A 26,691-nucleotide genomic window follows, 5' to 3' on the forward strand; every position below is an offset into this window, starting at 1 on the left:
TTCAGTGCACCCGGTTCACAACCAGGTTGGCAAGTTCGGCCAGGCGCTGACCGCGCGCGCCGAACGGCTCTATTGCAGCGTGCGCATCGCGGCCGAGTTGCGCGGCGAGTTCGCGCGACGCATCCAGCCCGATGATCGAAACATACGTGGGCTTGTCGTGCTGCGCATCCTTGCCCGCGGTCTTGCCAAGCGTGGCGGAGTCCGCCGTGACATCGAGGATATCGTCCACCACCTGAAACGCGAGGCCGACCGCGGCGGCGTAATGATCGAGCGCCGCGAGCGCCTTGGCGTCCGGACGTTCGCCCGCGAGCGCACCCATGCGCACCGAGGCGCGCAGCAACGCGCCCGTCTTCTTGCGATGCATGGTTTCGAGCTCCGGCCGCGACAGCTTGCGCCCGACGCTTTCGAGATCGATGGCCTGACCGCCCGCCATGCCGAGCGAGCCGCTTGCGAGAGCCAGTTCGCGCACGAGCGCGGCCTGCTGGGTATCGCTCAGACCATTGCCCTCGGATGTCAGCGCGACGAACGCCTGCGACTGCAACGCGTCGCCGACGAGCAGTGCCGTCGCTTCGTCATATTGCACGTGTACCGTGGGCTTGCCGCGACGCAACGCGTCGTCGTCCATTGCGGGCATATCGTCATGCACGAGCGAATAGACGTGAATCATTTCGAGCGCCGCGCTTGCCGCTTCGACGGCCGGCGCGCTCGCGTGGGTCAGTTCGCCCGCAGCGTGCACGAGAAGCGGCCGCACACGCTTGCCGCCGCCCAGCACCGCGTACCGCATGGCTTCGTGCAGACGCGCCGGCGCGATGTCCGTGCCCGGCAGATAGTGCTCCAGCGCGGTCTCGACGCGATCGAGCGTGGCACGCATCCATTGTTCGAAGCTCATAGGTCGTCGTCCCCTCGGTCGTTGGTGGCTCCTGCACCCTGGGTCGCGCGCTGTACCTCGGCGGGCAGCGGCTTGAGCGTCTCGCCATCGAGCACGCGCACCTGCTGCTCGACTTTTTCGAGCTGTTGTTGGCAAAAGCCCACAAGCGCGGCGCCGCGCCGGTATGCCGCGAGCGACTCCTCGAGACTCAGCGCGCCCGCTTCCATGCGGCCGACGAGTGATTCGAGTTCCGCGAGCGCTGTTTCGTAGTTTTCCGGAAGCGGCGCGGCGTCGTTGGCAAGCGCGCCTGCACCGGTTTCTTCGCGTGTATCGGGGACAGCGGTCTTCGCCATGAATCGTGGATGTGCAAATGTATTTTGGAACCAAGTCGCACATTCTACGGCAAAAGCCAGTTTTTCGACCCGAAACACGTCCGTCGCAAAGCGTGGAGACGGCTAATCCTTGAGCTTGCGCCACAGCCGCCCGGCGAATGGACGCGACGCCCTCGCGCCGGCTTTGAACGGAACTCCTGCAACAATTTATACCCAAATCAAGACCTTATACGCCCGAGTGTGGCGGATTTCGGTATAATCGCGGGCTCCCTAAATCGAATCTTCGATGGTTGGGTTGTTCACTGCTTTCACGTCTTAACGGGAGTGGGAATGTCCAATCTGAGCAATGCATTGCAACTGAATGCCATTCACAGTCAGTTGCCAGTCACGGCTTACTTTGACGAAGCGCTTCTTACGCGCGAAATCGAAACACTTTTCAAGCTTGGTCCACGCTACGTCGGGCACGAACTCATGGTTCCCGAAGCGGGAAACTATTTCGCGCTTCCTGGCGAGGGCGAAGGGCGCGTGCTCGTGCGCAATCAGCAGTCGAATATCGAATTGCTGTCGAACGTGTGCCGCCATCGCCAGGCAATCATGCTCAACGGTCGCGGCAGCGCGGAAAACATCGTCTGCACGCTGCATCGCTGGACGTACGATCTGAACGGCCAGTTGCTCGGCGCGCCGCATTTCGCCGACAAGCCCTGCTTGAATCTCGGCGCCACGCCGCTGCAAAACTGGCAAGGCCTTCTCTTCGAGGCCGCGGGTCGCAATGTCGCGGCCGATCTCGCGAAACTCGGCACGGCGCGTCATTTCGACTTTTCGGGCTATATGTTCGATCACGTCGAAGTGCACGAGTGCAACTACAACTGGAAGTCCTTCATCGAGGTTTATCTGGAGGACTATCACGTCGCGCCGTTCCATCCGGGACTCGGCAGCTTCGTGTCGTGCGACAACCTCGAGTGGGAATTCGGCGACTGGTACAGCGTCCAGACCGTCGGCGTGCACAAAAATCTGGAGAAGCCGGGCAGCCCGACGTATCGCAAGTGGCACGACGAAGTCCTGCGCTTCCGTAACGGTACGCCGCCCGAATTCGGCGCCATCTGGATGGTGTATTACCCCGGTCTCATGATCGAGTGGTATCCGCACGTGCTGGTGGTCTCGTGGCTGATCCCGCAGGGCACGCAGAAGACGACCAACATCGTCGAGTTCTACTATCCCGAGGAGATTGCGCTTTTCGAGCGCGAGTTCATCGAGGCGGAACGTGCGGCCTATATGGAAACCGCGCGTGAGGACGATGAAATCGCCGAACGCATGGACGCGGCCGGCGCGCGCTCATGTCGCGTGGCGAGAATCAGGTCGGGCCGTATCAGAGTCCGATGGAATCCGGCATGCAGCATTTCCACGAGTTTCTGCGGCATCAGCTCGGGGCTATCTGAACGCCGTTCGGCTATCGCGCGGGAATCATGAAAAGGCGGGCTTTCGAGTCCGCCTTTTTGTTTAGACTAGCTGTATCCCACTTCACGCGCGCGGCGATTGACACGACCGGGCGCGGACGCTTTGCAAGGGATCGGGGTCGCGCGCCAAAGCGCACACTCTGTCCGACACAGGAGCCGTCATGCCGCACACCCACTACACCACGCTCATCTCGGCGACGAATCTTGCCGAACGGCTCGCCGCCGCGCCCGGCAGCGTGCTCGTGTTCGATTGCCGATTCGACCTCGCCGCGCCTGAATCCGGCGCAGCGGCTTATTCCCAAGGTCATATTCCGGGCGCGCACTATCTTCATCTCGACCGCGACTTGTCCGGCGTCAAGACGGGGTCGAACGGACGTCATCCGTTGCCCGAACGCGGCGCGCTCGTCGAAAAACTCGCGAGCTTCGGGCTAAACGAAGGCCAGCAAGTCGTCGCCTACGACGCGCAAGGCGGCATGTACGCGTCACGTTTGTGGTGGCTCCTGCGTTGGCTCGGTCACGATTCCGTCGCGCTGATCGACGGCGGTTTGCCCGCGTGGGAGGCAGCAGGTCAGCCACTCGATACCGCCGCGCCGCAAAAGACAGACGGCACGTTCAAGGCCGCCGCGCCGCTTGCCGTCACCATCGATGCCCCGGCGATCGAACGCAGCATCGGCACGCGCGACCATCTGCTAATCGATGCGCGCGCCGCGGACCGTTATCGTGGCGAGAACGAGACGCTCGATCCCGTCGGCGGTCACATTCCCGGCGCGCTGAATCGCTTCTTCAAGGACAATTTGACGCCGGAAGGCCGCTTCAAGACCGCGCACGAATTACGCGATGCGTTCGGCTCGCTGATCGGCGCCACGCCCACCGACCGCATCGTGCTGCAATGCGGCTCGGGCGTGACGGCGTGTCATAACGCGCTCGCCATGGAGATTGCCGGTCTGCACGGCGCGGCGTTGTATCCGGGATCGTGGAGCGAATGGAGCGCCGATCCGGGCAGGCCCGTTGCGACCGGTGCGAAGCCTTGAAGCGCGTAAAGCGCCGTCACTTGACGCCGTGCTCGCGGAACCACGCGAGCGCGCGCTTCCAGCCATCCTCCGCGTCTTCCTTGCGATAGCTCGGCCGATAATCCGCGAAGAACGCGTGCGGCGCGTCGTCATACACGACGATCTGCGACTCCCGCGCCTTCGGCTGGCCATTCGCCACGGCCTGCTTCATCTGTTCGAGCGTGTCCTGCGGAATGCTCTGATCCTGCCGGCCGTATAGCCCGAGCACAGGCACATTGAGCTCGGCCGCGTTGTCGATCGGGTTGCTCGGCGTGTTCGCCGTCTTGTTCCCCGTGACGCGCCCGTACCATGCAACCGCCGCCTTCACGTGCGGATTGTGCTCCGCATAAAGCCACGTAATGCGCCCGCCCCAGCAGAACCCGGTGATACCTAGCCGCTTCAGATCGCCGCCGTGCTCGCCCGCCCACTTGACGGTTTCGTCGATGTCCGAGATCACTTGCGAGTCAGGCACCTTCGAGACGAGCTGCTCGTTGAGAAGCTGCATGGACTTGTACGCCGAGGCATCGCCCTGACGCGTGTAGAGATCCGGCGCGATGGCGAGATAGCCTTGCTTGGCGAAGCGCCGGCAGACATCGGCGATATGCTCGTGCACCCCAAAAATCTCGTGGATCACGATGACGACCGGCAGATGCGTCTTGCCCTTCGGCTGCGCGCGATACGCCGGCACGAGCACGCCATCCGCGCCGCGCACGCCCACGGCGCCGGCTTCGAGACCGGCGTCGTCGGTATGAATGGTTTGTGCCGACACGGGCAGCACGCACGCTGCGAAGCCTGTGCCGAAAGCTGCCTTGATGAAGTTGCGACGGTCGAACGGAACGTGGGGAATGAGGCTGTCGACTTCAGGGGTAAGCATGCAAAGCTCCCGCGGCGAGCGCCGGCAGGCGTCGATTCGCGCAGGCCGGCGGCATGGATTCTGGAACCGCGCGAGCGTGTTCAAGGCTCCACGACGCGCGGCGCTGTACGACTCCCAAGCGAACGCGCCCGACATATCACAAGGCGCGCCGCTCATTCTAAACAGCTTTGCAGCGTCGATGCAGCTCAGTGCAGCTTGACGCGCGGCGCGGTGGACCGGCGCAGCCAGTGCGCGATGGTGTCGAGCACCATGCGCGCGTAGCCGTGGAGCGCGGCGATATGCAGCCGATACAGCGACATGTACATGAAGCGCGCAAAGAGGCCTTCGATCATCATGTTGCCGCCGATGAGCCCGCCCATCAGGCTGCCGACCGCGCTATAGCGACCGAGCGACACGAGCGAACCGAAATCGCGGTACGTGTATTCCGGCAGCGATTTGCCGTTCATGCGGCGCTCGAAAGCCTTGAAGAGAAAGCTCGCCTGCTGATGCGCCGCCTGCGCGCGCGGCGGCACACCGCGCTCGTTGCCGGGCCACGGACACGCGGCGCAATCGCCCAGGGCGAATATGTTGTCGTCGGCTTCCGTTTGCAGCGTTCGACGCACGATGAGCTGGCCGAGACGATTGGTCGGCAAGCCGTCGAGCTGCGAGAGAATGGCCGGCGCCTTGATGCCCGCCGCCCACACCGTGAGGTCCACGCGAATGGTCTTGCCGCTCGCCGTGCGAATGGAATCGCGCGAGACTTCCGCGACGGTTTCGCCCGTCATCAAGGACACGCCCAGCTTCGTCAATAGCTCGGCCGTCGCGGTCGATACGGTGTCGCGCAGCGCGGGCAGAATGCGCGGCCCCGCTTCGATCAGCACGATACCGATGTCGTGCTTCGGATCCAGCTTGTGCAAACCGTACGCGGAAAGCACGTGCGCCGTGTTGCGCAGTTCCGCCGACAATTCCACGCCCGTCGCACCCGCGCCGACGATCGCCACCTGAATGCGCGGCGCGTTCAGCGAACCGAGCGGCACGGGCGGCCCTTCGGAATCGTCGATGCCCGCCGCCACCGGTTCCGGCGCAAAGTGCTCGGCGCGCATGCATGCCGCGATGAGCCGCTTGCGAAAGAGCTCGGCCTGGCCAACTGTATCGAGCGCGATGGAATGTTGCTGCGCGCCTTCGACGCCGAAGAAATGCGTCGTGCTGCCGATGGCAATGACGAGCGTGTCGTATTCCAGCTCGCGCTGCGGCAAGACCTCGCCCGCTTCGTCGTCGCGCAACGCGCTGATGGTAATGCGTTTTGTCGCGCGGTCCAGCGCGATCAACTCGCCCTGCTGAAACTCGAAGCCGTGCCACATGGCCTGCGCGGCGTATTCGAGTTCCTGCGTGAACGGGTCCATGCTGCCTGCGGCCACTTCATGCAGAAGCGGCTTCCAGATATGCGTGGGATTACGGTCCACGAGCGTGATTTGCGCACGCGGTGCCGTTTTACTGTCCGTCGTACCGAAACGGTCGCCGAGACGAGTCGCCAATTCGAGACCGCCGGCCCCTCCGCCGACGATGATGAATCGATGCATAAAGCTCTCCCGAATTTTTCTCCGCACGCGGAGTAATCAACTTACCGAGCCTCGGACCGCACGTACGTTCGACGACATGTCGGCCCGATGTCTCACCTTCCAAAAACCATTCTGCTTGAACGCGCGGCGCACTTGCAATGGCCGGCCTCGCATGTCCGGCATTCAGCGCGCTCTTTTTGCTCAGTGTGCTTCTTCCCAGTTATTGCCGACGCCCACCTCAGCCACGAGCGGCACGTTCAGCTTGGCGACGCCACACATCAATTCGGGTAAGCGCTTCCTGACTTCGGGCAGTTCCTCTTCGGGAACTTCGAGCACCAGTTCATCGTGTACCTGCATGATCATCTTCGCGTGGATTTTCGTAGCCTCGATCCAGTCCTGCACCGCGATCATCGACAACTTGATGAGGTCGGCCGCCGTTCCCTGCATGGGCGCGTTGATGGCCGCGCGTTCGGCCGCCTGACGACGCGGACCACTGCCGCCGTTGATCTCCGGCAGCCACAGACGCCGGCCGAACACGGTCTCCACGTAGCCGTTCATCTTCGCGGTCACGCGTGTGCGCTCCATGTAGTCGTCAACGCCCGGATAACGCGCGAAATAGCGGTCGATATAAAGCTTCGCCGCGTCGCGCGTGATGCCGAGATTCGACGCGAGCCCGAACGAACTCATGCCATAGATCAAGCCGAAATTGATCACCTTGGCGATACGCCGCTGGTCGTTCGACACTTCGATCGGCGTCACGCCGAACACTTCCGACGCGGTCGCGCGGTGCACGTCCTCGCCTTCCTTGAACGCGCGCAACAACGATTCGTCACCCGAAATATGCGCCATGATGCGCAGCTCGATCTGCGAGTAATCCGCCGATACGATCTTGCAATCCGGCGGCGCGATGAACGCCTCGCGGATGCGCCGGCCTTCGCCCGTTCGCACCGGGATGTTCTGCAAGTTCGGCTCGTTCGACGACAAGCGCCCTGTCACCGCGACAGCCTGCGCATAGTTCGTATGCACGCGTCCCGTCGATGCATTCACCATGCGCGGCAGCTTGTCCGTATAAGTGGACTTGAGCTTCGACAGCCCGCGATGTTCGAGCAGCACCTTCGGCAGCGGATAATCCTCGGCGAGTTTTTGCAGCACTTCTTCGTCGGTGGAAGGCGCGCCGCTCGGCGTCTTCTTCACCACCGGCAATTCGAGTTTCTCGAAGAAGATCTGTCCGATCTGCTTGGGCGACCCGAGATTGAATTCGCCGCCCGCCAGTTCATAGGCTTCCGTTTGCAAGTCGATCAGCCGTTTGGCGATCTCGTTGCTCTGCGTGTCGAGCTTCGCGCGATCGATCAGCACGCCGTTGCGCTCCATCTTGCGCAACACGCGCGAAGTCGGCAATTCGATCTCGCGATACACCTTCAACAAGCCCTCTTCCTGCACGACTTGCGGGTAAAGCGCCTGATGCAGACGCAAGGTGATGTCCGCATCTTCGGCGGCATACTCGGCCGCCTTGTCGAGCGCGACTTCGTCGAAACCGATTTGCGACGCGCCCTTGCCCGCGACGTCCTCGTATTTGATGGTCTTCACGCCCAAGTGCCGCAGCGCGAGGTTGTCCATGTCATGCGGCCGATGCGACTCCAGCACGTACGACTGCAACAACGTGTCATGCTCGACGCCGCGCATGACGATGCCGTAATTGGCGAGCACCTGCTCATCGTATTTCAGATGCTGGCCGACCTTCTTCTTCGATTCGTCTTCGAGCCACGGCTTGAGCTTCGCGAGCACTTCATCGCGCGGCAGTTGCACGGGTGCGTCCGGCCCGCGATGCGCGAGCGGAACATATGCGGCATGACCCGGTTCGACCGAGATGGACAAGCCGACGATTTGCGCGGTCATCGGGTCGAGCGCGGTGGTTTCGGTATCGAACGAAGTGATCTCGGCGGCATCGATACGTTCGAGCCACGCGCCGAACTGTTCCCACGTCTGCACCGTCTCGTAGTGGTGGACGATCTCCGTGACTTCGGCGGGCGGCGTGTCGGTCGGGCCTTCGACGGCATCCGCGATTTCGACTTCGCGCAGCCAAGTCTTGAAGCCGTGACGCAGGAACACGTCGCGCAACTCGTCGCGCGACTCGGGACGGCTTTCGAGCGTTTCGTCGATCGACGCGATCTGCGACGCCAGGTCGCATTCCGTGTGTACGGTAACGAGCTTGCGAGCCATGGGCAGGAAGTCCAGAGCCTTGCGCAGATTGTCTCCTACCGCACCTTTGATCTCGCCCGCATGTTCTACGATGCCATCAAGGGAGTCGTATTGCGTGAGCCACTTGAGCGCAGTCTTGGGACCGCACTTTTCGACGCCCGGCACGTTATCGACCGTATCGCCGATGAGCGAAAGATAATCGACGATACGTTCCGGCGGCACGCCGAACTTGGCGATGACGCCGGCGCGATCGAGCGTTTCGTTGGTCATCGTATTGATGAGGGTGACATGATCCGTCACGAGTTGAGCCAGATCCTTGTCGCCCGTCGAGACGATCACTTTCATGCCGCGCTTTTCGGCCTGAGCCGCGAGCGTGCCGATGACGTCGTCGGCTTCGACGCCTTCGATCATCACGAGCGGCCAGCCGAGCGCACGCACGGCGACGTGAATAGGCTCGATCTGCTTCGAAAGGTCTTCGGGCATGGAAGGCCGGTTGGCCTTGTAGTCGGCGTACCAGTCGTCGCGAAACGTCTTGCCTTTGGCGTCGAAGACGCACGCGCTATACTCTGCATTGGTTTCACGCCTAAGGCGTCGCAGCATGTTGATCATTCCATACAGTGCGCCGGTCGGCCCGCCGTCGGGGCCGCGCAGGTCAGGCATGGCATGGTAAGCCCGGTACAAGTAGCTAGAACCGTCGACCAATAGCAGGGTCTTACCTTCAAGACTTCGTTCTTCAGGCATTATGAACAAGAGAAAAGTGATTCCGAGTCTGCGATCGCTCGCAGATCAAGAGCGCGCGACGGCCAAAAAGGCTCGCGCATCGTGGCAGATGTTCACGATTATGGCAGAGTTTATCGAGGCTACCGAGTACCTCTCGGAGATCCGTCCTGCCATCAGCATCTATGGTTCCGCGCGTCTTAAACCCGAGTCGCCGTACTATCAGCGGACCATTGAAATCGCGCAAAAATTCTCCGATGCAGGCTTCGCCGTGATCTCCGGCGGCGGTCCCGGCATCATGGAAGCAGCCAATAAAGGCGCGCATGCGGGCAAGTCGCCGTCGGTGGGTCTCAACATCGAATTGCCGCACGAGCAGTCGGGCAATCAATGGCAGGACATCTCGCTGCGCTTCCGTCACTTCTTCACGCGGAAGGTCACGTTCGTCAAGAATTCGGATGCGGTCGTCGTGATGCCGGGCGGCTTCGGCACGCTTGACGAACTGGCCGAAGTGCTCACGCTCATTCAGACCAAGAAGTCGCGCCACGTGCCTATCGTGCTGGTGGGCGCCGAATTTTGGGCCGGCTTGCTCGACTGGTTCAAGAACACGCTGTTGACCAATGGCGTCATCGGCGAAAAAGATCTTGGACTCATGCAAGTGATCGACGACCCCGATCAAGTGCTCGATGCGGTGCTGCGCTTCTATGAAGATCGCGAAGGCGCGGCAGAGCAACCGGCGGAAGGTAAGTCGGATGAGGACCGGATGTTTTATTTGTGATTCGAAGGCTGTCGGGCGAGCGGAATCGCTATCTTCCCTCTCGCCCTTTCCCCTCTCTCGCCTCATTCACGAGCAGCATCTCTCTGACACACGCCCATAAAGCGTAGTCTTCCGAATCGAATACTGGAGTTTGCCGGCTCCCGCATAGGCGTTCGCTGTCGAGCCGCTGCATGGCGCATCGCAATCCTCAACCATGCACCAGCCGCCTTGAAGAAGACCGCCCGCTTCGCTTCTTCGCGTTTCGACGTCTCACTGAAACGCCACCTCCGCAAAGCTGCGCAACTTCCGGCTGTGCAACCGCGACAGGCCATTCATGCGCAGCAGTTCCATTGCCTTCACGCCGATCTGCAAATGCTGATCCACTTGCGCACGATAAAATTGATCGGCCATGCCCGGCAGCTTGAGTTCGCCATGCAGCGGTTTGTCCGACACGCATAGCAACGTCCCATAAGGCACGCGGAACCGGAAGCCGTTCGCGGCGATGGTCGCGCTTTCCATATCGAGCGCGATCGCGCGGCTTTGCGACAGCCGCTGCACCGGCTCGCGATGATCGCGCAATTCCCAATTCCGGTTGTCCACACTCGCGACGGTGCCCGTGCGCATCACGCGCTTCAGTTCCACGCCTTCGAGCTGTGTCACCTGCGCCACGGCCTTCTCGAGCGCGACCTGCACTTCCGCCAGCGCGGGAATCGGCACCCACAGCGGCAGGTCGTCATCCAGTACGTGATCCTCGCGTACATAGCCGTGCGCCAGCACGTAATCGCCCAGACGCTGCGTGTTCCGCAAGCCCGCGCAATGCCCAAGCATGACCCACGCGTGCGGACGCAGCACCGCGATGTGATCCGTGATGGTCTTTGCGTTCGACGGCCCCACGCCGATGTTCACCATCGTGATGCCGCTGCCATCCGCGCGCTTCAGGTGATACGCCGGCATCTGCGGCAGACGCGCGATTGGCGCGCCTTCCTCCGGTTGCTCGCCGAGATTGGCGTTGTAGGTGACGACATCGCCCGGTTCGACGAACGACGAATACTCGCAGCGATACGCGCGCGTTTCCTCGTCATCCGCGCGCGACATCAGCGTGCGGCCGAGCTTCACGAACTCGTCGATATAGAACTGGTAATTCGTATAAAGCACGTAGTTCTGAAAATGCGTGGGGGAAGTCGCCGTGTAGTGCCGCAGCCGATGCAGCGAAAAATCCACCCGCGCCGCCGTGAAGAGCGCAAGCGGATGAGGCTCGCCCGCGGCGGGCTGATACGTGCCGTTCACGATGCGATCGTCGAGCAGCGCGAGGTCCGGGGTATCGAAGACATTGCGCATGGCGAGCAGGCGATCACGGTCGAGATCGCCTTCGAGATGGATGCCTTCGGCGAACGCGAAGTGAATAGGAATGGGTTGCGCCGACACGCCCACTTCAATGCCCACATGATGGTTCTTCGTCAAGAGCCGCAACTGCTCGCGATAATAATCGCCAAAGAGATCCGGACGCGTGAGCGTAGTTTCGAAGATGCCAGGCCCGGCGACGAAACCATACGAGCGCCGCGAGTCGATCTGCGTGTTGAGCTCGGTACGCACGCGCACGAACGGATAGCACGCGCGCACGCGATGCGTGAACTGCCCGTTGCGCCGATACCGCGCGAACGCGTCGCGCAGGAAAGCGGTGTTGGCTTCGTAGATGGCGGAGACCCGCGAGACGGCGGCTGCGGGGTCGTCGAATGATTCGGTTGGGAAGTCGTTTGCAGGCGTTCCCTGAGTGGTCTGAGTCCGGTCGTTTGTCATGATCTTGTATGCGTGTCTGATGCCCTCGTAGTCATCGACATTAACACGGAAGCATGCAAGAACCATGAAGCCCCCGCGCCGCGCAAGTGCGTGCGAACACGGCGCGCAACAGCTTTTTGAACGTTCCGGCCGAAATCCGCGAAGCAGCGCAAAATAAGGCGTTGCGCCGGCATGGGGTTCGCGTTTTGCTAGAATCCGGCCATCGCCTGGAGAACTGACATGAAGCCGCTCTATTTCGCCGCCGCCGCGGCCGTCCTTGCCGTCGCAAGTGTAGGCGCCACGGCGCAAACCCTCCAGGCCGAGCAGGCGGGCGCACAGCCACAAATGTCGCAGGAAGAAGCCGCTGGCCTGCCTGATCTGAAGGCCATCAACCGCCCGCCCGCGAACGCGAGTTCGAAGGTCGAAATTTCGCCGCCGCGCATGCCGAGCTTCCACGAACTCAGCACCAACGGCACCGAGATCACCGAGTATCGCGACAAGGGCAAGCCCGTCGAGATCAACGTGCATTCGAACTTCGGCACGCGCTATCAGATGAGTTCGCCTTACGACACCTCGCCGCAAGTCCGCGATAACGGCAAGGCAAGCACGCGCCTGCCATCGGTGAGCGTGCGCTACTGATCCTCGGGTCGATTTGCGCCCGCTCGTCTGAGCGGGCATCTTCACGCAGTGCTCACGCGACTGCGCCGTTCACCGGCCCGCCACGGGCTTCTCAACCTGACCCAAGTTTCTGCATGGCCGTATTCACCCCCGTCTCTGACGCCGAACTCGGCGACTGGCTGCAACACTACGATCTCGGCGATGTCGTCGAATTGCGCGGCATCCAGTCGGGCATCGAGAACAGCAACTTTTTTCTCACGACCACGCGCGGCGAATACGTGCTCACGATCTTCGAGAATCTCACGGCGACGCAACTGCCGTTCTATCTCGATCTGATGCGCCATCTGGCGGCGCATCGCGTGCCGGTTCCCGATCCCATGCCGCGCAGCGACGGCTCGCTCTTCGGCATGCTGCACGGCAAGCCCGCTGCCATCGTCACGAAACTCGAAGGCGCGCCGGAACTCAAGCCGACGCCCGCGCATTGCATCGAAGTCGGTCAGATGCTCGCGCGCATGCATCTCGCCGGGCGCGATTTTCCGCGGCATCAGCCGAACTTGCGCAGCCTCGCGTGGTGGCAGGAGAACTTGCCGGCCATCGTTGACTTCCTGAGCGCGCCGCAGCGCGAACTGATCGAATCCGAGCTTGTGCATCAGGCCGCGTTTTTCACGTCGGCGGACTACGCCGCGCTGCCGGACGGGCCGTGCCACTGCGATCTGTTTCGCGACAATGTGCTGTTCGCGCCGGGCCGCGATCACGCACGGCTCGGCGGGTTCTTCGACTTCTACTTCGCGGGCGTCGACAAGTGGCTCTTCGACGTCGCCGTGACCGTGAACGACTGGTGCGTCGATCTCGAAAGCGGCGCGCTCGACCCCGCGCGTGTCGACGCGATGTTGCGCGCTTATCAAACCGTGCGCCCCTTCACGCCCGCCGAGGAACGCCACTGGAACGACATGCTGCGCGCCGGCGCCATGCGCTTCTGGGTCTCGCGCCTGTACGATTTTTACCGTCCGCGCGAAGCGCAGATGTTGAAACCGCACGATCCCGGCCATTTCGAACGCATTCTGCGCGAGCGCGTCAAAGCCGCTGCCAGCCTCAATCAGTAACCTTCCACTCTGCTCATGCGACTGATCGAAGTTCCCGCCAAGACCGGCTATGTATGGTTCCGCCAGGGCATCTGGCTGTTCCGCCGCAATCCGTTTGCGTTCCTCACCGTGTTCTTCGCTTATCTGTTCGTGATGACGCTGATTTCGCGCGTGCCGCTCATTGGACCGTTGCTGCCGTTGCTGTTCATTCCGGGCATCGCGGTGGGTTTCATGGCCGCCTGCCGCGACACCATCGCGGGCAAGCCCGTTTGGCCGACCGTTCTCGTCGATGGCTTCCGCTCCTACGGCACCGTGGTCGCGCGCCGTCTGCTCGCGCTCGGCGCGATCTACGTCGTGGCGATGGCGGTGATCTTCGCGGCATCGGCACTGGTCGACGGCGGCACGCTGCTCGGCCTGATGATGGGCGACGGCCCCGCCGGCGACCCCGAAACCGTGGCCGCGAGCTTCAGCCCGCTCGCCGTGCTGGTGGCGATGGCCTGCTACATTCCAGTGGCCATGCTGTTCTGGTTCGCGCCCATTCTCGTTGCATGGCACGACGTGACGCCCGCGAAGGCGCTGTTCTTCAGCCTCGTGTCGTGCTGGCGCAATCGCGGCGCCTTCGTGCTTTACGGCGTGTTGTGGATTGCCGTGGCGCTTGCCGTATCGTTCGGCCTGACCGCGCTGATGCAGGCGCTTGGCGTGAGTCAGGAGATGGCGTTGGCGGTGCTCATGCCCGCGTCGATTCTCGTCACGACCGCGCTCTACTGCTCGTTCTATGCGACCTATCGCGGCTGCTTCGGCGTGCAGTCGCCGGACACGCCGGATATGCCTAATGCATCGGATACACCGGGCATCTGATGCCCCGAATCCTCGCGCGCGAAGCGTTTTCCGTACACTAACGTCATTGGCCGATACGGCCTTTTGCGGCGCTTCGCCATGACCTCGCCCGACGACTTCCCGCTCGAACTCGATCAGCAAATCTGCTTCGCGCTCTATTCGACATCGCTCGCGATGACGAAAACCTACAAGCCGATGCTCGACAAACTCGGCCTCACCTATCCGCAGTATCTGGCGATGCTGGTGCTGTGGGAAAGCGACAATCTCACCGTAAAGGAAATCGCCGCGCGCCTGTCGCTCGATTCCGCCACGCTCACGCCGCTACTCAAGCGCCTGGAGGCGCAGGGGTACGTTGTGCGCATACGCGGCGTCGAGGATGAACGGCAGGTGCACGTGCGCTTGACGGCGCAAGGCCGGTCGCTGCGGCAATCCGCGCGTGCCATTCCGCCTGAGATCTTTTGCGCGGCTGGATCGGATGTCGACGAATTAGTTCGCCTTCGCAGCGATCTCGTCAGGCTCCGGGCATCGCTCAACGGGTATCTAGAACGCTGATAGCCATTCCCTAATCGCATCTTGACCAAAATTTAATTTGCACGCTAATGATTAGCGCGATATATTTCTATCCGTGGTCGACGCAACGATGACCCGACAGTCAAGTCCAACCCTTCCGCGCCGAACAAGGCGACGAATTCAAGGAGAAAAGCGATGAGCATCCTGTACAAGGCAACCGCGACGAGCACCGGTGGACGCGACGGACGCGCGGTGTCTTCCGACGAACAACTGAACGTGAAGTTGAGCGCACCGAAGGCCTTGGGCGGCACGGGCGCGGAAGGAACGAATCCGGAACAATTGTTCGCGGCGGGCTACTCGGCGTGCTTTCTTTCCGCGATGAAATTTGTCGCCGGCCAGCAAAAGCGTACGGTTCCGGCGGATACGACCGTCACCGCCGACGTGGGCGTCGGCCCGAATGATGCGGGCGGCTTTGCGCTGGATATCGAATTGCGCATCGCGCTGCCGGGACTTGACCAAGCGGAAGCACAAGCGCTTGTCGATGCGGCTCACAAAGTTTGCCCGTATTCGAACGCGACGCGCAACAACGTCGATGTGCGCGTGAAGCTCGTCTGAGCGAATCGAACAAAAAGAAAATGCCAGGCTGGCGAAGCCGGCATTTTCTTGGGCGTTGCAAATGAAAAAAGCCGCTGGACAATTCCTGCGGCTTTTTATTAACGCTCTGAAAGCATACTGCTTAGTTCGCCATCCACGTCGGATGACGCGTGCCAGCACGCTGATCCAGGCGCTTCATGCGATATTCGAGATCGTAAATGTCGGTGGCTTCGGCCAAATATGCGTCGTCGCGTTCGCGATCGCGTTGGTCGGCGGATTTCGTCAGAAACAGGAAAATGCGGCTGAGCAGGAACATGGTGGGCCTCGCTTGGATACTGGGGTAACTACCTATGGATGTAACTATAGGGTAATCCCTGATCCGACGCAAGTCTTATCGGCTAGATTCCTGATACAAAAGACTAATTTGCAACACTTGAAATTGTCGCGCGGACTGCTCTAAGCAACGAAAGCCGCGCGCGCGGACTCGCTGGAACGGCGTTGATGTTTGAAGAACTCCCACATCACGGCTGACGAGTTCGGACCCTTGGCTGAATGGAAAGCCACGGTATCGTCGCCGCCCGCCCACGCGTGGCCCAACCCGCGAACGACCACGCTCTTGACGACGCGTCGGCCATTCTTGAAGTAGTCGCGCACGACGCCATCCGCTTGCTTCTCTTCACGCAATTCGCCTGCGCGCGGAGCACCGGCGGCATCGACGAAACCGTTGAGACGCAAAAATTGTTGCGTCAATTGTTCGGCGTTGGACGGCGACACGACTGAATCCAGTTCGCCGTGAACGATGATCGCCGGCATTCCGGGATATTCGCGCGTGTCGACGGCAGCATCGACGAGCGTGACGGGGTCGTTGCGACTGCCGCGACGCATGACATCCATCGCGCCGATTGCTGAACTAGCCTCGCCGAACACTACCCCAGAGTGCAAGCCGACAGCGGCGAACAGTTGCGGATATCGCACCGCCAACAAGGCGGACATGCCAGCCCCCGCCGACATGCCGGCGAGATAGACGCGCTCGGCGTCGAAACCATGCTCGGCGACGACCGCCTTGACCAGCGATACGATCGACGCCGCCTCGCCGCCGCCTCCATTGCCGGACGCGTCGTACCAGCGCCAGCAACGATGCGCATGATCATGCTTAGACTGTTCGGGATACAGCACGGCGAAACCAAACTTGTCGGCGAGAAGATTGAGGCGCGTTCCTTGCGCAAAATCATCGGCATTCTGCTGACAGCCATGCAACATGACGACGAGCGGCGCGCGTTCGAGTTCGGCTTGCGGCGGCGTGTACAGCGCGTACGAAACATGGTTGACGAAGCGTCCACCCGTCGGCGGCGCGGAATGATAGGAACGCATCCACTTTCCCAAAGCCCAAGCGGACGCGCGCGGACGAACTCGCGACTCCCGCGCCGTCGGCTGCGCACCAACGCCTGAGCCACTGCGCACAGTGGCTGCCCTGGTAGCAGCACCCGACTTGAGTTTTGTCTTGACGCTTTTCGGTCGGGCTGGCTTTGTTGAGGGACGCGACTTCGGCACACGCAAGGGTTCGACTTGACTGGCGACCAGGCGTCTCAAGCCACGCAACCAGAGCTTGGTAAGGCTTTTCGACATTTGGCTGGGTCCTCTACAAATAAGCGAATCAGAAGGCACTCTGTTCTCATGATGAAAAGACGTGCCCGGTTGTGCGTCGCACAATAACATCAAAAAGATGGTTTCGAGCGACTCGAAAACTCATATATCGGGACGAATTGCAAGGCAATCAAGGCGAAAGAGAATTTTTAACCGAAGTTACACGACGTAACTGACATCATCTTTTCGGCCGAGTCGCATAATTAGGGATTGTCCCAGCAGGTATACTCCTAGGTCTTCTCCACGCAGTTGTGACAGCCAGTGCGAGATGCACGCTCCATGTCGCACTGCAGCAACCTCTATTCCCAAGCTCTGCAATGAACCTTGTTCCATCAGCCTCAACCTGGTTTTTCGTTACCGCTTTCGGCAGCGTCGGCGTCATGGCGCCGTTGGCGGTGGTGGTTGCGGCGTGGCTCGCCGTCGGCTACCGATGGAAATACGCGTGCGCGTGGCTCGGGTTGCTCGGTGTTGCCAGCGGACTCGTGGCGTTGAGCAAGATCGCGTTTATCGGTTGGGGAATCGGCGCGCGCGATCTGGATTTCACCGGCATCAGCGGTCATGCGTTGATGTCGACGGCTGTACTGCCGGTTGCGCTATTCGTCGCCGCGTTGTCGATGCGCGCGTCGTTGCGCGTCACAGCGATCGTGCTGGGACTTGTTATCGGTGTAATGGTGGGCGTGTCGCGGGTCGTGCTGAACGCGCATTCGATCTCGGAAGTGGTCGCGGGAGGTTTGCTTGGCGCAGTGGTGGCCGTTGCTTTCGCGTGCATCGCGTGGCGGGCGCAAGCGGCGAAAACGCTATCACCGGGACCGGTCGCGGCGAGCCTGGCTGCGGTCGTGATCGCGTTGCATGGCGTGCCGGTGCCTACTCAGCAGTGGATCACGCAGATCGCGCTGGAACTGTCCGGCCACGAGCGGCCGTATATCCGGGCGCGCTGGAAAGTGCAAAATTATCGAATTCCAGCGCGTCGGACCGAGGCGCTGGCGGTGCCGTTCGCGGTTGCTAGAGCGGCCGCCTGAGCAGCCGCACTCTCTGTAAGCCTCAGTCGCTCACACCAATGATCACGCTGGAAGCCTTGATCACTGCAACGGCTTTCTGACCTTCTGCGAGGCCAAGTGTATCGGCGCTGCGGTTCGTGATGATCGCGGTCACCGTGGTTGCGTCGTCCAGCGTCAATGTCACTTCGGCGTTCACGGCGCCCTTCGTCACACTCGCCACCGTGCCACGCAACTGATTGCGTGCCGAAATCTTCGCGGGCGCGTCTTCCATCAGCATGACCCACGACGCCTTGATGAGCGCGAACGCTTCGCTGCCTTCCTTGAGACCGAGCGATTCGGTGCTTTCGTGCGTAACCACGGCAACGATCGTCTGTCCACCCGGCAAGCCCAGTTCGATTTCGTCGTTCACCGCACCGCGCGTGACTTTGGTGACTTTCCCCGCCAGTTGATTGCGTGCACTCGTTTTCATTCCTAGTCTCCCTATGAGTTGCCAGTCGCGGGCGAAGCCTTCCATAGCCATGCCCGCTTGTTGAAGAAACTTGCGATGTTCGCGTTCAACCGCTTGGTAGGTGTCGATGAGACGCCGCGCCGCCGATGTCAATGTGGTTCCGCCTCCGCCCCGCCCACCGCTCGCGGTAATCACGAGTGGCTCGCCAGCGAGATTGTTCATGGTGTCGACCGCATCCCAGGCCGCCTTGTAGCTCATGCCGACGGCCTTTGCCGCCGCCGTGATCGATCCGTTATCGCGAATCGCCGCGAGCAGCGCAATACGCGCCGCGCCGCCAAGAGTCGCGTCGCCGCTTTGCAGCCAGACAGCGCCACCAACTGCCAATGAATCGGCCGTGGCGGAGGGTGCTGTTTCGTTCATCGATTGCCTCCCGCATCGCGTTGCGCATTATATCGGCGCGCATACACGGCCACGGCCGATAGGTCAGAAAGCCGTTTCAATTCATACGAATGCCAATCATTCTCGCAGTCACGAAATCGACACACGGCGAGTGAAACATGGCGCATTGCGCTTTCACCGATTCGCGCAAGCCCCGCTCAAGCCAAGGACGCGACATGAACGACTTTGCTCTTTCTACTGGCCGTCAGGGCCGCACCACCGGGCAACGGCTCGCCCTGCTGCTCTTTCTGATCGCCATCGCGGCAGGCGCCGTTTATTGCGTCACGCATCTTTTCGAAGACCTCTCGCCCGTGCGCGAATCGTCAGCGTTTCCGTACATCTTGCTTGGCATTGCGCTTTTGATCGCGCTCGGCTTTGAGTTCGTCAATGGCTTTCACGATACCGCGAACGCCGTCGCCACCGTCATCTACACGCACTCGCTGACGCCGAATCTGGCTGTCGTCTGGTCCGGCGCGTGGAACCTCGTCGGCGTGCTGGTCTCGAGCGGCGCGGTGGCCTTCGGTATCCTGCAACTGCTGCCGGTGGAATTGATCATCGGCGTGGGGAGCTCGCAGGGCTTCGCGATGGTCTTTGCGCTCCTGATCGCGGCGATCATCTGGAACCTCGGCACGTGGGCGCTCGGCTTGCCGTCTTCCAGTTCGCATACGCTGATCGGCTCCGTGATCGGCGTCGGGCTGATGAACCAGATGCTGCACGGCGCGAACGGAACGTCCGGCGTCGATTGGGCGCAAGCGACCTCGGTCGGCAAGTCGCTGCTGCTTTCGCCGCTGGTCGGCTTTATCGCCGCGGGCTTTTTGCTCTACGTGATGAAACTGGTCGTGCGCGTGCCCGCGCTCTACAAGGAACCGGAAAAGAACACGCCGCCGCCCTTCTGGATTCGCTGCCTGCTGATTCTCACTTGCACGGGCGTTTCGTTCGCGCACGGCTCCAACGACGGCCAGAAAGGCATGGGCCTCATCATGCTGATTCTGATCGGCACGGTGCCGACCGCCTACGCGCTCAACAAGGCCGTCACGGCCGAGGAAACGCAGACCTTCCTCTCGGTTAGCCACAACGCATCCGAAGTGCTGCAGCGTTACGCCGATGGCAAGCCTGCCGCCACGGATTCACGCGGCGCCGTCGAGCATTACGTGCAGACGAAGACGCTTGCGCCAGACACGGTTCCGTCGCTGAAAAATCTGATCGATTCCATCGATGCGAAAGTGCGTCCGAGCGAAACCATCGCAAATTTGCCGCAGGGAACGGTGCGCAACGTGCGTAACGACATGTACGTGGCATCGGAAGCGCTGCGTCTGATGGAAAAACAAAAAGCGCCGGCCTTCACGAAGGACGATTCCGCCGTGCTCGCCAACTACAAGGCGCAGATCGATCACGCCACCAAGTTCATCCCGACCTGGGTGAAGGTAGCGGTGGCCGTCGCGCTCGGGCTTGGCACGATGGTCGGCTGGAAGCGCATCGTGGTGACGGTGGGCGAGCGTATCGGCAAGACGCATCTGACATATGGACAAGGCGCTTCGGCGGAACTGGTCGCGATGCTGACCATCGGCGCCGCCGACGTTTACGGCTTGCCGGTGAGCACGACACACGTGCTGTCGTCGGGCGTCGCGGGCACGATGGCCGCGAACGGCTCCGGTCTTCAATGGCGCACCGTGCGTAGTCTCGCGCTGGCTTGGGTGCTGACCTTGCCGGTGTCGATCATCCTCGCGGGCGGACTTTTCTGGGCCTTTCGCGGTATCTTCTAAGCGTTTGTTTTCGCATCCGTTTCGCATCCCTTCCGCATCCTACGCAATTGCACGGCGCAGAGTCCGATCCGCGCCGTGCAAGTTTTGCCCACCCCCATCTGCATCGACTCCCTTTTCGACAATCCGCTTTAACCGCGCAACCGTTCGATTGCGCGTCTAGCCTTTATCCATAAGCCTGAGCCGCTGCGGCACAGCTATTGCTAAACACCACTCGTCGATCGCAACCCGACCGGCTGGCGGCCGAAAGCCGCCACTCGACGTGTCGCTGCGTGGGAGACCATGGCGGGGCCGGTTCAAGGCGATCTTTCGATAAGGAGAAGACAAAATGACGATCGGAACCATACTGCTGATTATCCTGATCTTGCTGCTGGTGGGCGCAATCCCGTCGTGGCCGCATAGCCGTAGCTGGGGTTACGGGCCGAGCGGTATCTTGGGCATCGTGCTGATCGTGGTCATCGTGCTGTTGCTCATGGGTCGCATATAACCGCCTGAACGGTTTGCAAACAACGTTCGAGACAGACCGCAAAACAAAAGGGGCGCTCAACCAATGTTGCGCGCCCCTTTTGTTTTGTAGCGAATCGATTTAAACCCGCGACTCAAACCCGCGCTTCAAACCCGCATGACCTGTCCGTTTGGTTCGATCTTGCGCGGAATCACCGGTTCTGCCGGCTTGCGCGATGACGATGACGCCGACGGCCTGCTTGGTACCGCCGCAGCGCCCGCCGATTCGACCGTGCCTTTATCCGCCACCTGCTTGACGGCCGTGGCGCCTTTGCGTTTCTTCTTCGCCGTGCTCTGCGCGGTGTTCTGCGTCGGCACACGCGCCTTGTTTTTGGACTTCGTGGTCTGGACCTCGGGCGGATTCCAGACTTCCGTGTAACGCTCGGCAGCAATAGCCGTGGATGAACCGAGCAAGACAGCGATGGTAAGCAATGCGAGCTTCAAGAGGTCCGCTCCGTGAATTAGTGATCCGCTCTGCGCGAGAGGATGGCGTCGAGCGACCGCTCGGAAGTGTCCAGTTCCAGCAGCGCGGCGTCCAGTCGGTCGAGCGTGCGGGCGGCGAACTGGCCGTCTTGTTGGTCGTCCGGTTCGACGCGCGTGGCGTCGAAAGCCGCGTTGACGGCGCGTGTCGCGCGCATGAAACGTTCGAGCGCGGCGGCTTCGAGCGACTCGTTGCGTGGGTTCATCGGCAAACTCCTTGTTGCGGACAAGCTGTACGAATATACAGTAACGCGGCGGGATGCAAAACACTCCGCACACGGCGTGGCAAAAATGCCAAACATCGCTTGACCGCCGCGCGACCGCCGTTTCTCACGTTTGAAGGCGGCATTTCGCCGCGTGCATGTCGACAAGCATTCGCGTTAAGCCGCGCTTAATTTTTGACGCACAAACTCCAATCGCGCCCGACCCAGCGCCGCCTTCAACCGTTAGGCGACGAGCCGATCAGATGAGGAATGTGCCATGCCCGCCAATACCGCCGCGCGTCAGTTATTTGCCAACATTGCATCGACGATGCGCAAGCAGTCCGCGCTCAAGCTTCAGGAATGCCGCCTGTCGGAGCCGGTCGAACCGCCGTGGGGAACGGCGTATCGGACGATCGAATGGTCGCTGAAAAGCGATCCGCGCGTGCAGCGACGGGTGGTTCCGGCCGACTGCACCGCCTCCGAATTGGCTGAAACACTACGGTCGCACGTGCCCGGCCGGTGCTACGGTCCATCGGACGAAGACTAAAAGCGCCTTGTACTAATCCATAAATGGACTATTATGAGTCTCAAGTTCCTTTAGAGACTCAAAGATAATGCCATCTGCTGCACGCATCGCCTCGCCGGAGAGTGGGCTTCCGCCGCCGCGTCTGGCTCCCGGCTTGGGCGAGCTATCCGCTGCCGGTCTGCGCGCTTTTTTGAACATCGCGCGGGACTGGTCGCTATCCATCGAAGAGCAGATCGTTTTGCTCGGCTCGCCGGGCCGCTCGACCTTCTTCAAATGGAAGAATGCGCCCGACTCGGCGCGGCTCACGCGCGACACACTCGAACGCCTTTCGCTGATTCTCGGCATCTACAAGGCGCTGCAGATTCTGCTTCCTGCGCCGGCCGCCGCCGATACCTGGATCAAACGCCCCAATACCGCGCCGCCGTTCGGCGGCAGACCTGCGCTTGCTCGCATGCTGGCGGGCAATATCAGCGACCTTCTGGCGGTTCGGCAATATCTGGATGCGATGCGAGGCGGATGGGCGTGATCGAAAACAAGGATGTGATTCAAGCCGCGGACTGGCGTACACGCTGGCCGCACGGCCAATTGGACTGGTCGCCGGCGTATCGGGTAATTCCCACGCGGTTTCCCGCCGTCAATCTGTTCGATCGCGTCGCGCGTCCGGAAGACTTCGAAGCGCTCTACGCGCTGGAAGCGATGACCAACGACCGCCTGCGTACCGAAGTCGGCGATCTCGATCTCGTTCCGCCCGACGAGCGCTGCTTCGGGCCGGGCTGCGGGCCGATCATGGCCGCGTTCACGCATCTGAACCCAAATGGCAGCCGTTTTTCCGACGGCAGCTACGGCGTGTTCTATTGCGGACGCGAACGGCAAACGGCTATCGCGGAGACGCGCTATCACTCGGGGCTATTTCTCGCAGCAACCAAGGAAGCGCCGCTTCGTCAGCAGATGCGCCTGTACACGGTGATCGCGCATGGCGAAGTAGTCGATCTGCGTGGGAATCGCATCGCGGAAGCGGGACTCGACGCGCGCATCCTCGATCCCGACGACTATGCGCCCGGCAAGGCGCTCGGACGCGCTATCCGGGCGGCGGGCGTGCCGGGCATTGCGTATCCGTCCGTGCGGGATACGCAGGGCGAATGTCTCGCCGCGCTGCACACCACGATGCTGCGCGACTGTCATCACGCGGCGTACCTGGAATACAACTGGAACGGCGAGACAGTCGACTATGTGTTCGAGTTGAATCAAGTGGGCTAGCGAATCAACTCATCGCCACGGCGGCCGGCGACCGCGTACGCGCGAGCTTCTTCGCGGCCGGCCGCGCCGCTTTCGGCCGAGTCTTGCGCGCCACGGTAGATACCGCTTGCGCCGCCGCGCTCTTGCCGCTCGCCTTCAAGCCGCCCGCACGCGCCGTTTTGCTCGATTCGGCGAGAAGGTTGGTCAGCCGCGCATCGTTCGGAACGGTACCCTTGCGGTTTTTGCGCGCGGCTTCGCGGGCGCGACGCTTCGCATCCTTTTCGAGGAAGATGGCAAGCGCAGCTTCGTCGGTCTTGAGGCCATGGCGACGCGATGCCGGCATCGATTCCGCCAGTTCGCCCGCTTCGAACGCCTCGATCACCGCCGGATGCACATAGCACTTGCGGCACACCGCCGGCGTATTGCGCAGCAGTTGCGACACTTCCTTGATGGTCCCGACGATGTGCTTGCGCGCCTCCGTCACCGTTTCCCATTGCAGCCGCCGCAGCGCCGCGAGCGCGAACACGCTGCCGGCCCACGTGCGATAGTCCTTCGCCGTGAAATCCGCGCCGGTGATCTCGCGCAGATAATCATTGATATCGGATGAACTCACCGCGTGGCGCTCGCCATCGGCATCGAGATATTGGAAAAGGTCTTGCCCCGGCAAATCCATGCAGCGCTTCACGATCTTGGCCACGCGCGCATCGCTGACGGAAACGTCGTGCTCGATCCCGCTCTTGCCGCGAAACCGGAAGCGCAGCGTCCCCGACGACACCTTCAAATGGCGCTTGAGCAGCGTTGTCAGTCCATACGACTGGTTTTCCCGCGCATATTCCTCGCTGCCAACGCGCACGAGCGTCGTATCGAGCAAGCGCACCACCGTCGCGAGCACCTTGTCGCGCGGCATGCCGTCGAGGGCAAGATCGCGCGTGACGCGGGCGCGCAGCTTAGGCAGCACCGCGCTGAACGCGAGCATGCGCTCGTATTTGGTGGCATCGCGCGTTTCGCGCCATTGCGGGTGATAGCGATATTGCTTGCGACCGCGCGCATCGCGGCCGGTGGCTTGCAAGTGGCCGTGCGCGTCCGGACAGATCCAGACATCGATATAAGCGGGCGGAATGGCCAGTGCGTTGATGCGGCGGATCTCCGCTTCATCGTCGATACGCTTGCCCTGCGTGTTGAAGAAGGCGAATTTCCCGTCGATCCATTCGCGCGTGTAGCCGCGACGCGAATCGTCCACATACCGAAGTCCGGGCGGCAGATCTTCGGGACAGCCTTGCGCGCCGCTGCCCGTAAGCACTTCGGCGACGCTCGCGCCGCCGCCTGCTTCATTACTTTTCGCAATCCGCGCCACGTCTGCCTCGCTTGTCTGCTCATGTCGATGGCAGGCTATCGAGCAACGTGCGTGCCTCGGGCACGTGCGCGATCAGGGCAGCGCCAGCTCCCGCGCGCCTTCGGAGGCGGCCCAGCGCTCTTTGACCGACCAGCGTTCATCAGTGCCCGGCTGGACGATGGTCAACCGCCCTTCCGATGCGAACGCGCCGGTATCGATAAAGATCTGCGCGCCGACTTGCTTGACCACGCGCTGCGGCGTGTGTCCGCAGTACGTGGGCGAAAGTCCGCGCTGGCGCGCCGGGTCCACGCTGCCGAGCGCCAGACCGCGGCCCCAAAGCATGTCGTTACGCGCCTGGTCGGAGAAATCGGCGGTGTCGAGATCGGCGTCGCTACCGAAAAATTCCGCGTGCAGCACGTTGAAGCGCCGCGCCCCGCTGCCGACTATTCGCACGAGCGGCAGCCTCGCCAAACGAATCGCGAGCGCTTCGAGCTGATCGTGCCCGAGCGTCTGCGCCCACGCCCCGCCAATGGCATACCACGCCTCGCGGCGCATGGTGCCGGTCGCGACCGCGATCAGCGATTCCTCGTGATTGCCCATCACCGGATAGAACCACGGCTTGTCGATCAGGTCGATGGCGGCGAGCGAATCCGTGCCGCGATCGATCAGATCGCCGACCGAGAACAGCCGGTCGCGGGCGCCGTCGAAGCCTATCTCGCGCAGGAGATAGCGCAGCGCGTCCACGCAGCCGTGCAGGTCGCCGACCACGAAATCGCGGCCAGTCTCGTTGGCTGGGTGCCGGCAAACGGCAGGTAAAGTAGGACCATTCATTCGAGCAATCTTAGCGTCAGTTAAACGGGGCGTGTGCGGCGTGGGTCGCTTTCATCACGCAAATGACGGTTGGAATACCGGTTCCCGGAATCTGCGTCACTCAAGGCTGGCTGAAAGGCGCATCGGCAATAATCGCTGCGAAAGTCGCCCGCGCTCACGCCAACGCAAAAAGACAATGATCATTCTCCCAACCGTTTTGCGCAACCGCCCGCGCGCCCTGATCGGCCTTCTGGTCGGCATATCGGTCAGCGCGCTGATTCCCCTCGACGTCACGCCGACCGTGCGCGTCCTGATTGGCTGGGACACGGCCGTGTGGCTTTATCTGCTGCTCATCTGGATACAGATGGCGACCGCGGACCAGAGTAACGTGCAGCAACTCGCCGAGCGCGAAGATGAAAACGCGGCCGCCGTGCTGATGATCGTGAGCGTCGCGGCGCTGGCGAGTCTGGTCGCCATCGTCGTGGAATTATCGGCGGCGAAAAGCATGGGCTCGCACGGGCTGCCGAAGTATTTGCTGACGGGCGCGACCATGCTCGGCGCGTGGTTTCTCATCCCGACGATGTTCACGCTGCACTATGCACGCCACTACTATCGCTCGACCGAAGGCGAACCCGCGCTCCGATTTCCCGACCGGCATCTGAAGCCGGACTACTGGGACTTGCTGTACTTCTCCTTCACCATTGCGGTGGCATCGCAGACTTCCGATGTCGTCGTCTGCTCGAAGAGCGCGCGCAAGACGGCGCTCGCGCAATCGGTGCTTTCGTTCTTCTTCAATCTCGCGGTGCTCGGCCTTTCGGTCAATATCGCGGCGAGCATGGTCGGCGGCTGAACGCATCCGCGCAACGCGACTGTCACACCTTCCAAATAAGCTGACCGTACGCCGCATGTAAAAACGCGGCGCGCGGCGCTGTCACTTTTACACGGCTCGAAATCCAGGGCTTCGGGCACCTTTAAGTCTGCTCATTCGCGACAAAGGCGGAAATGATCGTGGCGATACGCACACGTTTCGTGCGCGCATGGCACGGCGATTGCTGCACTGCGCCAGTGAATTAGATAGAAACCCTGATCAGCACCGCGAATGCGCGGCC

General features: G+C 61.7%; 28 protein-coding genes and 1 pseudogene. 16 read left to right on the plus strand and 13 right to left on the minus strand.

The window, feature by feature from the left end; genetic code table 11:
* Position 1: 1 nt before the first annotated feature.
* Together P9292_RS12520 and P9292_RS12525 are read right to left on the minus strand one after the other, a co-directional pair.
* Positions 2 to 889, minus strand: coding sequence for a polyprenyl synthetase family protein (locus P9292_RS12520; protein ID WP_244829181.1), 888 nt, complete (start codon positions 887 to 889; stop codon positions 2 to 4).
* The gene (locus tag P9292_RS12525; protein ID WP_250526557.1) at positions 886 to 1,221 is read right to left on the minus strand and encodes an exodeoxyribonuclease VII small subunit; all 336 of its coding nucleotides are present in this window, start codon (positions 1,219 to 1,221) and stop codon (positions 886 to 888) included. The genes P9292_RS12520 and P9292_RS12525 overlap by 4 nt, the downstream gene beginning before the upstream one ends.
* Positions 1,222 to 1,530: 309 nt before the next feature.
* Between P9292_RS12525 and P9292_RS12530 the strand changes: the two are divergent.
* Both P9292_RS12530 and P9292_RS12535 read left to right on the plus strand, forming a co-directional pair.
* Positions 1,531 to 2,636: pseudogene (locus P9292_RS12530) on the plus strand (aromatic ring-hydroxylating oxygenase subunit alpha).
* A gap of 179 nt (positions 2,637 to 2,815) precedes the next feature.
* The gene (locus P9292_RS12535) at positions 2,816 to 3,685 is read left to right on the plus strand and encodes a sulfurtransferase (protein WP_309959253.1); all 870 of its coding nucleotides are present in this window, start codon (positions 2,816 to 2,818) and stop codon (positions 3,683 to 3,685) included.
* Between the two features lie 16 nt (positions 3,686 to 3,701).
* On the opposite strand, the gene P9292_RS12540 is transcribed toward P9292_RS12535, so the two are convergent.
* A complete protein-coding gene (locus tag P9292_RS12540) occupies positions 3,702 to 4,577 on the minus strand; it encodes a dienelactone hydrolase family protein (RefSeq protein WP_244829177.1) in 876 nt (291 codons plus the stop codon).
* Here P9292_RS12540 and P9292_RS12545 point away from each other — a divergent pair.
* Positions 4,576 to 4,776: a hypothetical protein gene (locus P9292_RS12545; RefSeq protein ID WP_309959256.1), complete on the plus strand. Its 201-nt coding sequence runs from the start codon at positions 4,576 to 4,578 to the stop codon at positions 4,774 to 4,776. The genes P9292_RS12540 and P9292_RS12545 overlap by 2 nt on opposite strands.
* Here the strand turns inward: P9292_RS12545 and P9292_RS12550 are convergent.
* A complete protein-coding gene (locus tag P9292_RS12550) occupies positions 4,763 to 6,136 on the minus strand; it encodes an NAD(P)/FAD-dependent oxidoreductase (protein WP_309959258.1) in 1,374 nt (457 codons plus the stop codon). The two genes, P9292_RS12545 and P9292_RS12550, sit on opposite strands and share 14 nt — an antisense overlap.
* 180 nt (positions 6,137 to 6,316) lie before the next feature.
* Positions 6,317 to 9,055, minus strand: a complete 2,739-nt coding sequence (polA, locus tag P9292_RS12555; protein WP_309964003.1) for a DNA polymerase I — start codon at positions 9,053 to 9,055, stop codon at positions 6,317 to 6,319.
* Position 9,056: 1 nt separating this feature from the next.
* Between polA and P9292_RS12560 the strand changes: the two genes are divergently transcribed.
* Positions 9,057 to 9,806 carry a TIGR00730 family Rossman fold protein gene (locus P9292_RS12560; RefSeq protein WP_244829174.1) on the plus strand — a complete coding sequence of 250 codons (750 nt, stop codon included), beginning with the start codon at positions 9,057 to 9,059 and terminating at the stop codon, positions 9,804 to 9,806.
* A 249-nt stretch (positions 9,807 to 10,055) separates the two neighbouring features.
* Here P9292_RS12560 and P9292_RS12565 read toward each other — a convergent pair whose 3' ends face one another.
* Complete coding sequence (locus tag P9292_RS12565; RefSeq protein ID WP_309959261.1) at positions 10,056 to 11,582, minus strand: AMP nucleosidase; 1,527 nt, start codon at positions 11,580 to 11,582, stop codon at positions 10,056 to 10,058.
* A 219-nt stretch (positions 11,583 to 11,801) separates the two neighbouring features.
* Here P9292_RS12565 and P9292_RS12570 point away from each other — a divergent pair, with 219 nt between their 5' ends.
* The 5 genes from P9292_RS12570 (at position 11,802) to P9292_RS12590 (ending at position 15,223) form a co-directional block, all read left to right on the plus strand.
* A complete protein-coding gene (locus P9292_RS12570; RefSeq protein ID WP_250466513.1) occupies positions 11,802 to 12,200 on the plus strand; it encodes a hypothetical protein in 399 nt (132 codons plus the stop codon).
* Positions 12,201 to 12,313: 113 nt separating this feature from the next.
* Positions 12,314 to 13,282: a homoserine kinase gene (locus tag P9292_RS12575; RefSeq protein ID WP_250466512.1), complete on the plus strand. Its 969-nt coding sequence runs from the start codon at positions 12,314 to 12,316 to the stop codon at positions 13,280 to 13,282.
* Between the two features lie 15 nt (positions 13,283 to 13,297).
* Positions 13,298 to 14,119, plus strand: coding sequence for a BPSS1780 family membrane protein (locus P9292_RS12580; protein WP_244829169.1), 822 nt, complete (start codon positions 13,298 to 13,300; stop codon positions 14,117 to 14,119).
* A 78-nt stretch (positions 14,120 to 14,197) separates the two neighbouring features.
* The gene (locus P9292_RS12585; protein ID WP_309959264.1) at positions 14,198 to 14,650 is read left to right on the plus strand and encodes a MarR family transcriptional regulator; all 453 of its coding nucleotides are present in this window, start codon (positions 14,198 to 14,200) and stop codon (positions 14,648 to 14,650) included.
* Between the two features lie 153 nt (positions 14,651 to 14,803).
* On the plus strand, positions 14,804 to 15,223 hold the full coding sequence (locus P9292_RS12590; protein WP_250466510.1) for an organic hydroperoxide resistance protein: 420 nt from the start codon (positions 14,804 to 14,806) through the stop codon (positions 15,221 to 15,223).
* A gap of 121 nt (positions 15,224 to 15,344) precedes the next feature.
* Here the strand turns inward: P9292_RS12590 and P9292_RS12595 are convergent, their stop codons facing one another.
* Positions 15,345 to 15,518, minus strand: coding sequence for a DUF3563 family protein (locus tag P9292_RS12595; RefSeq protein ID WP_244829166.1), 174 nt, complete (start codon positions 15,516 to 15,518; stop codon positions 15,345 to 15,347).
* Positions 15,519 to 15,658: 140 nt separating this feature from the next.
* Positions 15,659 to 16,828 (minus strand): PHB depolymerase family esterase, encoded by a 1,170-nt coding sequence (locus tag P9292_RS12600; protein ID WP_309959267.1) that lies wholly within the window; start codon positions 16,826 to 16,828, stop codon positions 15,659 to 15,661.
* A gap of 335 nt (positions 16,829 to 17,163) precedes the next feature.
* On the opposite strand from P9292_RS12600, the gene P9292_RS12605 reads away from it, so the two are divergent.
* On the plus strand, positions 17,164 to 17,865 hold the full coding sequence (locus P9292_RS12605) for a phosphatase PAP2 family protein (protein WP_309959269.1): 702 nt from the start codon (positions 17,164 to 17,166) through the stop codon (positions 17,863 to 17,865).
* 22 nt (positions 17,866 to 17,887) lie between these two features.
* Here the strand turns inward: P9292_RS12605 and P9292_RS12610 are convergent, their stop codons facing one another.
* On the minus strand, positions 17,888 to 18,712 hold the full coding sequence (locus tag P9292_RS12610) for a TOBE domain-containing protein (protein WP_309850041.1): 825 nt from the start codon (positions 18,710 to 18,712) through the stop codon (positions 17,888 to 17,890).
* Between the two features lie 194 nt (positions 18,713 to 18,906).
* Between P9292_RS12610 and P9292_RS12615 the strand changes: the two genes are divergently transcribed.
* Complete coding sequence (locus P9292_RS12615; RefSeq protein WP_309959270.1) at positions 18,907 to 20,493, plus strand: inorganic phosphate transporter; 1,587 nt, start codon at positions 18,907 to 18,909, stop codon at positions 20,491 to 20,493.
* A gap of 325 nt (positions 20,494 to 20,818) precedes the next feature.
* Positions 20,819 to 20,977, plus strand: a complete 159-nt coding sequence (locus P9292_RS12620) for a DUF3309 family protein (RefSeq protein ID WP_244829161.1) — start codon at positions 20,819 to 20,821, stop codon at positions 20,975 to 20,977.
* A gap of 125 nt (positions 20,978 to 21,102) precedes the next feature.
* On the opposite strand, the gene P9292_RS12625 is transcribed toward P9292_RS12620, so the two are convergent.
* Together P9292_RS12625 and P9292_RS12630 are read right to left on the minus strand one after the other, a co-directional pair.
* Positions 21,103 to 21,438 carry a hypothetical protein gene (locus P9292_RS12625; protein ID WP_250466505.1) on the minus strand — a complete coding sequence of 112 codons (336 nt, stop codon included), beginning with the start codon at positions 21,436 to 21,438 and terminating at the stop codon, positions 21,103 to 21,105.
* Between the two features lie 17 nt (positions 21,439 to 21,455).
* A complete protein-coding gene (locus P9292_RS12630) occupies positions 21,456 to 21,680 on the minus strand; it encodes a hypothetical protein (RefSeq protein WP_309959273.1) in 225 nt (74 codons plus the stop codon).
* A 274-nt stretch (positions 21,681 to 21,954) separates the two neighbouring features.
* On the opposite strand from P9292_RS12630, the gene P9292_RS12635 reads away from it, so the two are divergent.
* The 3 genes from P9292_RS12635 to P9292_RS12645 all read left to right on the plus strand — a co-directional run bounded on the left by P9292_RS12635 (position 21,955) and on the right by P9292_RS12645 (position 23,460).
* Positions 21,955 to 22,224, plus strand: a complete 270-nt coding sequence (locus P9292_RS12635) for a DUF2866 domain-containing protein (protein WP_309850047.1) — start codon at positions 21,955 to 21,957, stop codon at positions 22,222 to 22,224.
* 67 nt (positions 22,225 to 22,291) lie between these two features.
* A complete protein-coding gene (locus tag P9292_RS12640) occupies positions 22,292 to 22,729 on the plus strand; it encodes an MbcA/ParS/Xre antitoxin family protein (RefSeq protein WP_309959275.1) in 438 nt (145 codons plus the stop codon).
* Complete coding sequence (locus P9292_RS12645; RefSeq protein ID WP_370652224.1) at positions 22,729 to 23,460, plus strand: RES family NAD+ phosphorylase; 732 nt, start codon at positions 22,729 to 22,731, stop codon at positions 23,458 to 23,460. Before P9292_RS12640 ends, P9292_RS12645 begins: the two co-directional genes overlap by 1 nt.
* Positions 23,461 to 23,464: 4 nt before the next feature.
* Here the strand turns inward: P9292_RS12645 and P9292_RS12650 are convergent, their stop codons facing one another.
* A complete protein-coding gene (locus P9292_RS12650) occupies positions 23,465 to 24,793 on the minus strand; it encodes a DNA topoisomerase IB (protein WP_309959277.1) in 1,329 nt (442 codons plus the stop codon).
* A gap of 72 nt (positions 24,794 to 24,865) precedes the next feature.
* On the minus strand, positions 24,866 to 25,603 hold the full coding sequence (locus P9292_RS12655; RefSeq protein ID WP_309959280.1) for a metallophosphoesterase: 738 nt from the start codon (positions 25,601 to 25,603) through the stop codon (positions 24,866 to 24,868).
* 175 nt (positions 25,604 to 25,778) lie between these two features.
* Between P9292_RS12655 and P9292_RS12660 the strand changes: the two genes are divergently transcribed.
* Positions 25,779 to 26,432 carry a DUF1345 domain-containing protein gene (locus tag P9292_RS12660; protein WP_244829153.1) on the plus strand — a complete coding sequence of 218 codons (654 nt, stop codon included), beginning with the start codon at positions 25,779 to 25,781 and terminating at the stop codon, positions 26,430 to 26,432.
* The last annotated feature ends 259 nt before the right edge of the window (positions 26,433 to 26,691 follow it).

Origin of the sequence: Caballeronia sp. LZ001, from assembly GCF_031450875.1 — a bacterium.
Lineage (GTDB): Bacteria > Pseudomonadota > Gammaproteobacteria > Burkholderiales > Burkholderiaceae > Caballeronia.

Excerpts from the sequence above, each read along its gene's own strand:
- P9292_RS12600 (WP_309959267.1), bottom strand. The coding sequence starts at position 16,828 with ATGTCGAAAAGCCTTACCAAGCTCTGGTTGCGTGGCTTGAGACGCCTG.
- P9292_RS12525 (WP_250526557.1), bottom strand. The coding sequence starts at position 1,221 with ATGGCGAAGACCGCTGTCCCCGATACACGCGAAGAAACCGGTGCAGGC.
- P9292_RS12545 (WP_309959256.1), top strand. The coding sequence starts at position 4,576 with ATGCAAAGCTCCCGCGGCGAGCGCCGGCAGGCGTCGATTCGCGCAGGC.
- P9292_RS12535 (WP_309959253.1), top strand. The coding sequence starts at position 2,816 with ATGCCGCACACCCACTACACCACGCTCATCTCGGCGACGAATCTTGCC.
- P9292_RS12630 (WP_309959273.1), bottom strand. The coding sequence starts at position 21,680 with ATGAACCCACGCAACGAGTCGCTCGAAGCCGCCGCGCTCGAACGTTTC.
- P9292_RS12635 (WP_309850047.1), top strand. The coding sequence starts at position 21,955 with ATGCCCGCCAATACCGCCGCGCGTCAGTTATTTGCCAACATTGCATCG.
- P9292_RS12620 (WP_244829161.1), top strand. The coding sequence starts at position 20,819 with ATGACGATCGGAACCATACTGCTGATTATCCTGATCTTGCTGCTGGTG.
- P9292_RS12565 (WP_309959261.1), bottom strand. The coding sequence starts at position 11,582 with ATGACAAACGACCGGACTCAGACCACTCAGGGAACGCCTGCAAACGAC.
- P9292_RS12550 (WP_309959258.1), bottom strand. The coding sequence starts at position 6,136 with ATGCATCGATTCATCATCGTCGGCGGAGGGGCCGGCGGTCTCGAATTG.
- P9292_RS12660 (WP_244829153.1), top strand. The coding sequence starts at position 25,779 with ATGATCATTCTCCCAACCGTTTTGCGCAACCGCCCGCGCGCCCTGATC.
- P9292_RS12585 (WP_309959264.1), top strand. The coding sequence starts at position 14,198 with ATGACCTCGCCCGACGACTTCCCGCTCGAACTCGATCAGCAAATCTGC.
- P9292_RS12610 (WP_309850041.1), bottom strand. The coding sequence starts at position 18,712 with ATGAACGAAACAGCACCCTCCGCCACGGCCGATTCATTGGCAGTTGGT.
- P9292_RS12655 (WP_309959280.1), bottom strand. The coding sequence starts at position 25,603 with ATGAATGGTCCTACTTTACCTGCCGTTTGCCGGCACCCAGCCAACGAG.
- P9292_RS12520 (WP_244829181.1), bottom strand. The coding sequence starts at position 889 with ATGAGCTTCGAACAATGGATGCGTGCCACGCTCGATCGCGTCGAGACC.
- P9292_RS12590 (WP_250466510.1), top strand. The coding sequence starts at position 14,804 with ATGAGCATCCTGTACAAGGCAACCGCGACGAGCACCGGTGGACGCGAC.
- P9292_RS12595 (WP_244829166.1), bottom strand. The coding sequence starts at position 15,518 with ATGTTCCTGCTCAGCCGCATTTTCCTGTTTCTGACGAAATCCGCCGAC.
- P9292_RS12615 (WP_309959270.1), top strand. The coding sequence starts at position 18,907 with ATGAACGACTTTGCTCTTTCTACTGGCCGTCAGGGCCGCACCACCGGG.
- P9292_RS12580 (WP_244829169.1), top strand. The coding sequence starts at position 13,298 with ATGCGACTGATCGAAGTTCCCGCCAAGACCGGCTATGTATGGTTCCGC.
- P9292_RS12570 (WP_250466513.1), top strand. The coding sequence starts at position 11,802 with ATGAAGCCGCTCTATTTCGCCGCCGCCGCGGCCGTCCTTGCCGTCGCA.
- polA (WP_309964003.1), bottom strand. The coding sequence starts at position 9,055 with ATGCCTGAAGAACGAAGTCTTGAAGGTAAGACCCTGCTATTGGTCGAC.
- P9292_RS12640 (WP_309959275.1), top strand. The coding sequence starts at position 22,292 with ATGCCATCTGCTGCACGCATCGCCTCGCCGGAGAGTGGGCTTCCGCCG.
- P9292_RS12540 (WP_244829177.1), bottom strand. The coding sequence starts at position 4,577 with ATGCTTACCCCTGAAGTCGACAGCCTCATTCCCCACGTTCCGTTCGAC.
- P9292_RS12575 (WP_250466512.1), top strand. The coding sequence starts at position 12,314 with ATGGCCGTATTCACCCCCGTCTCTGACGCCGAACTCGGCGACTGGCTG.
- P9292_RS12560 (WP_244829174.1), top strand. The coding sequence starts at position 9,057 with ATGAACAAGAGAAAAGTGATTCCGAGTCTGCGATCGCTCGCAGATCAA.
- P9292_RS12605 (WP_309959269.1), top strand. The coding sequence starts at position 17,164 with ATGAACCTTGTTCCATCAGCCTCAACCTGGTTTTTCGTTACCGCTTTC.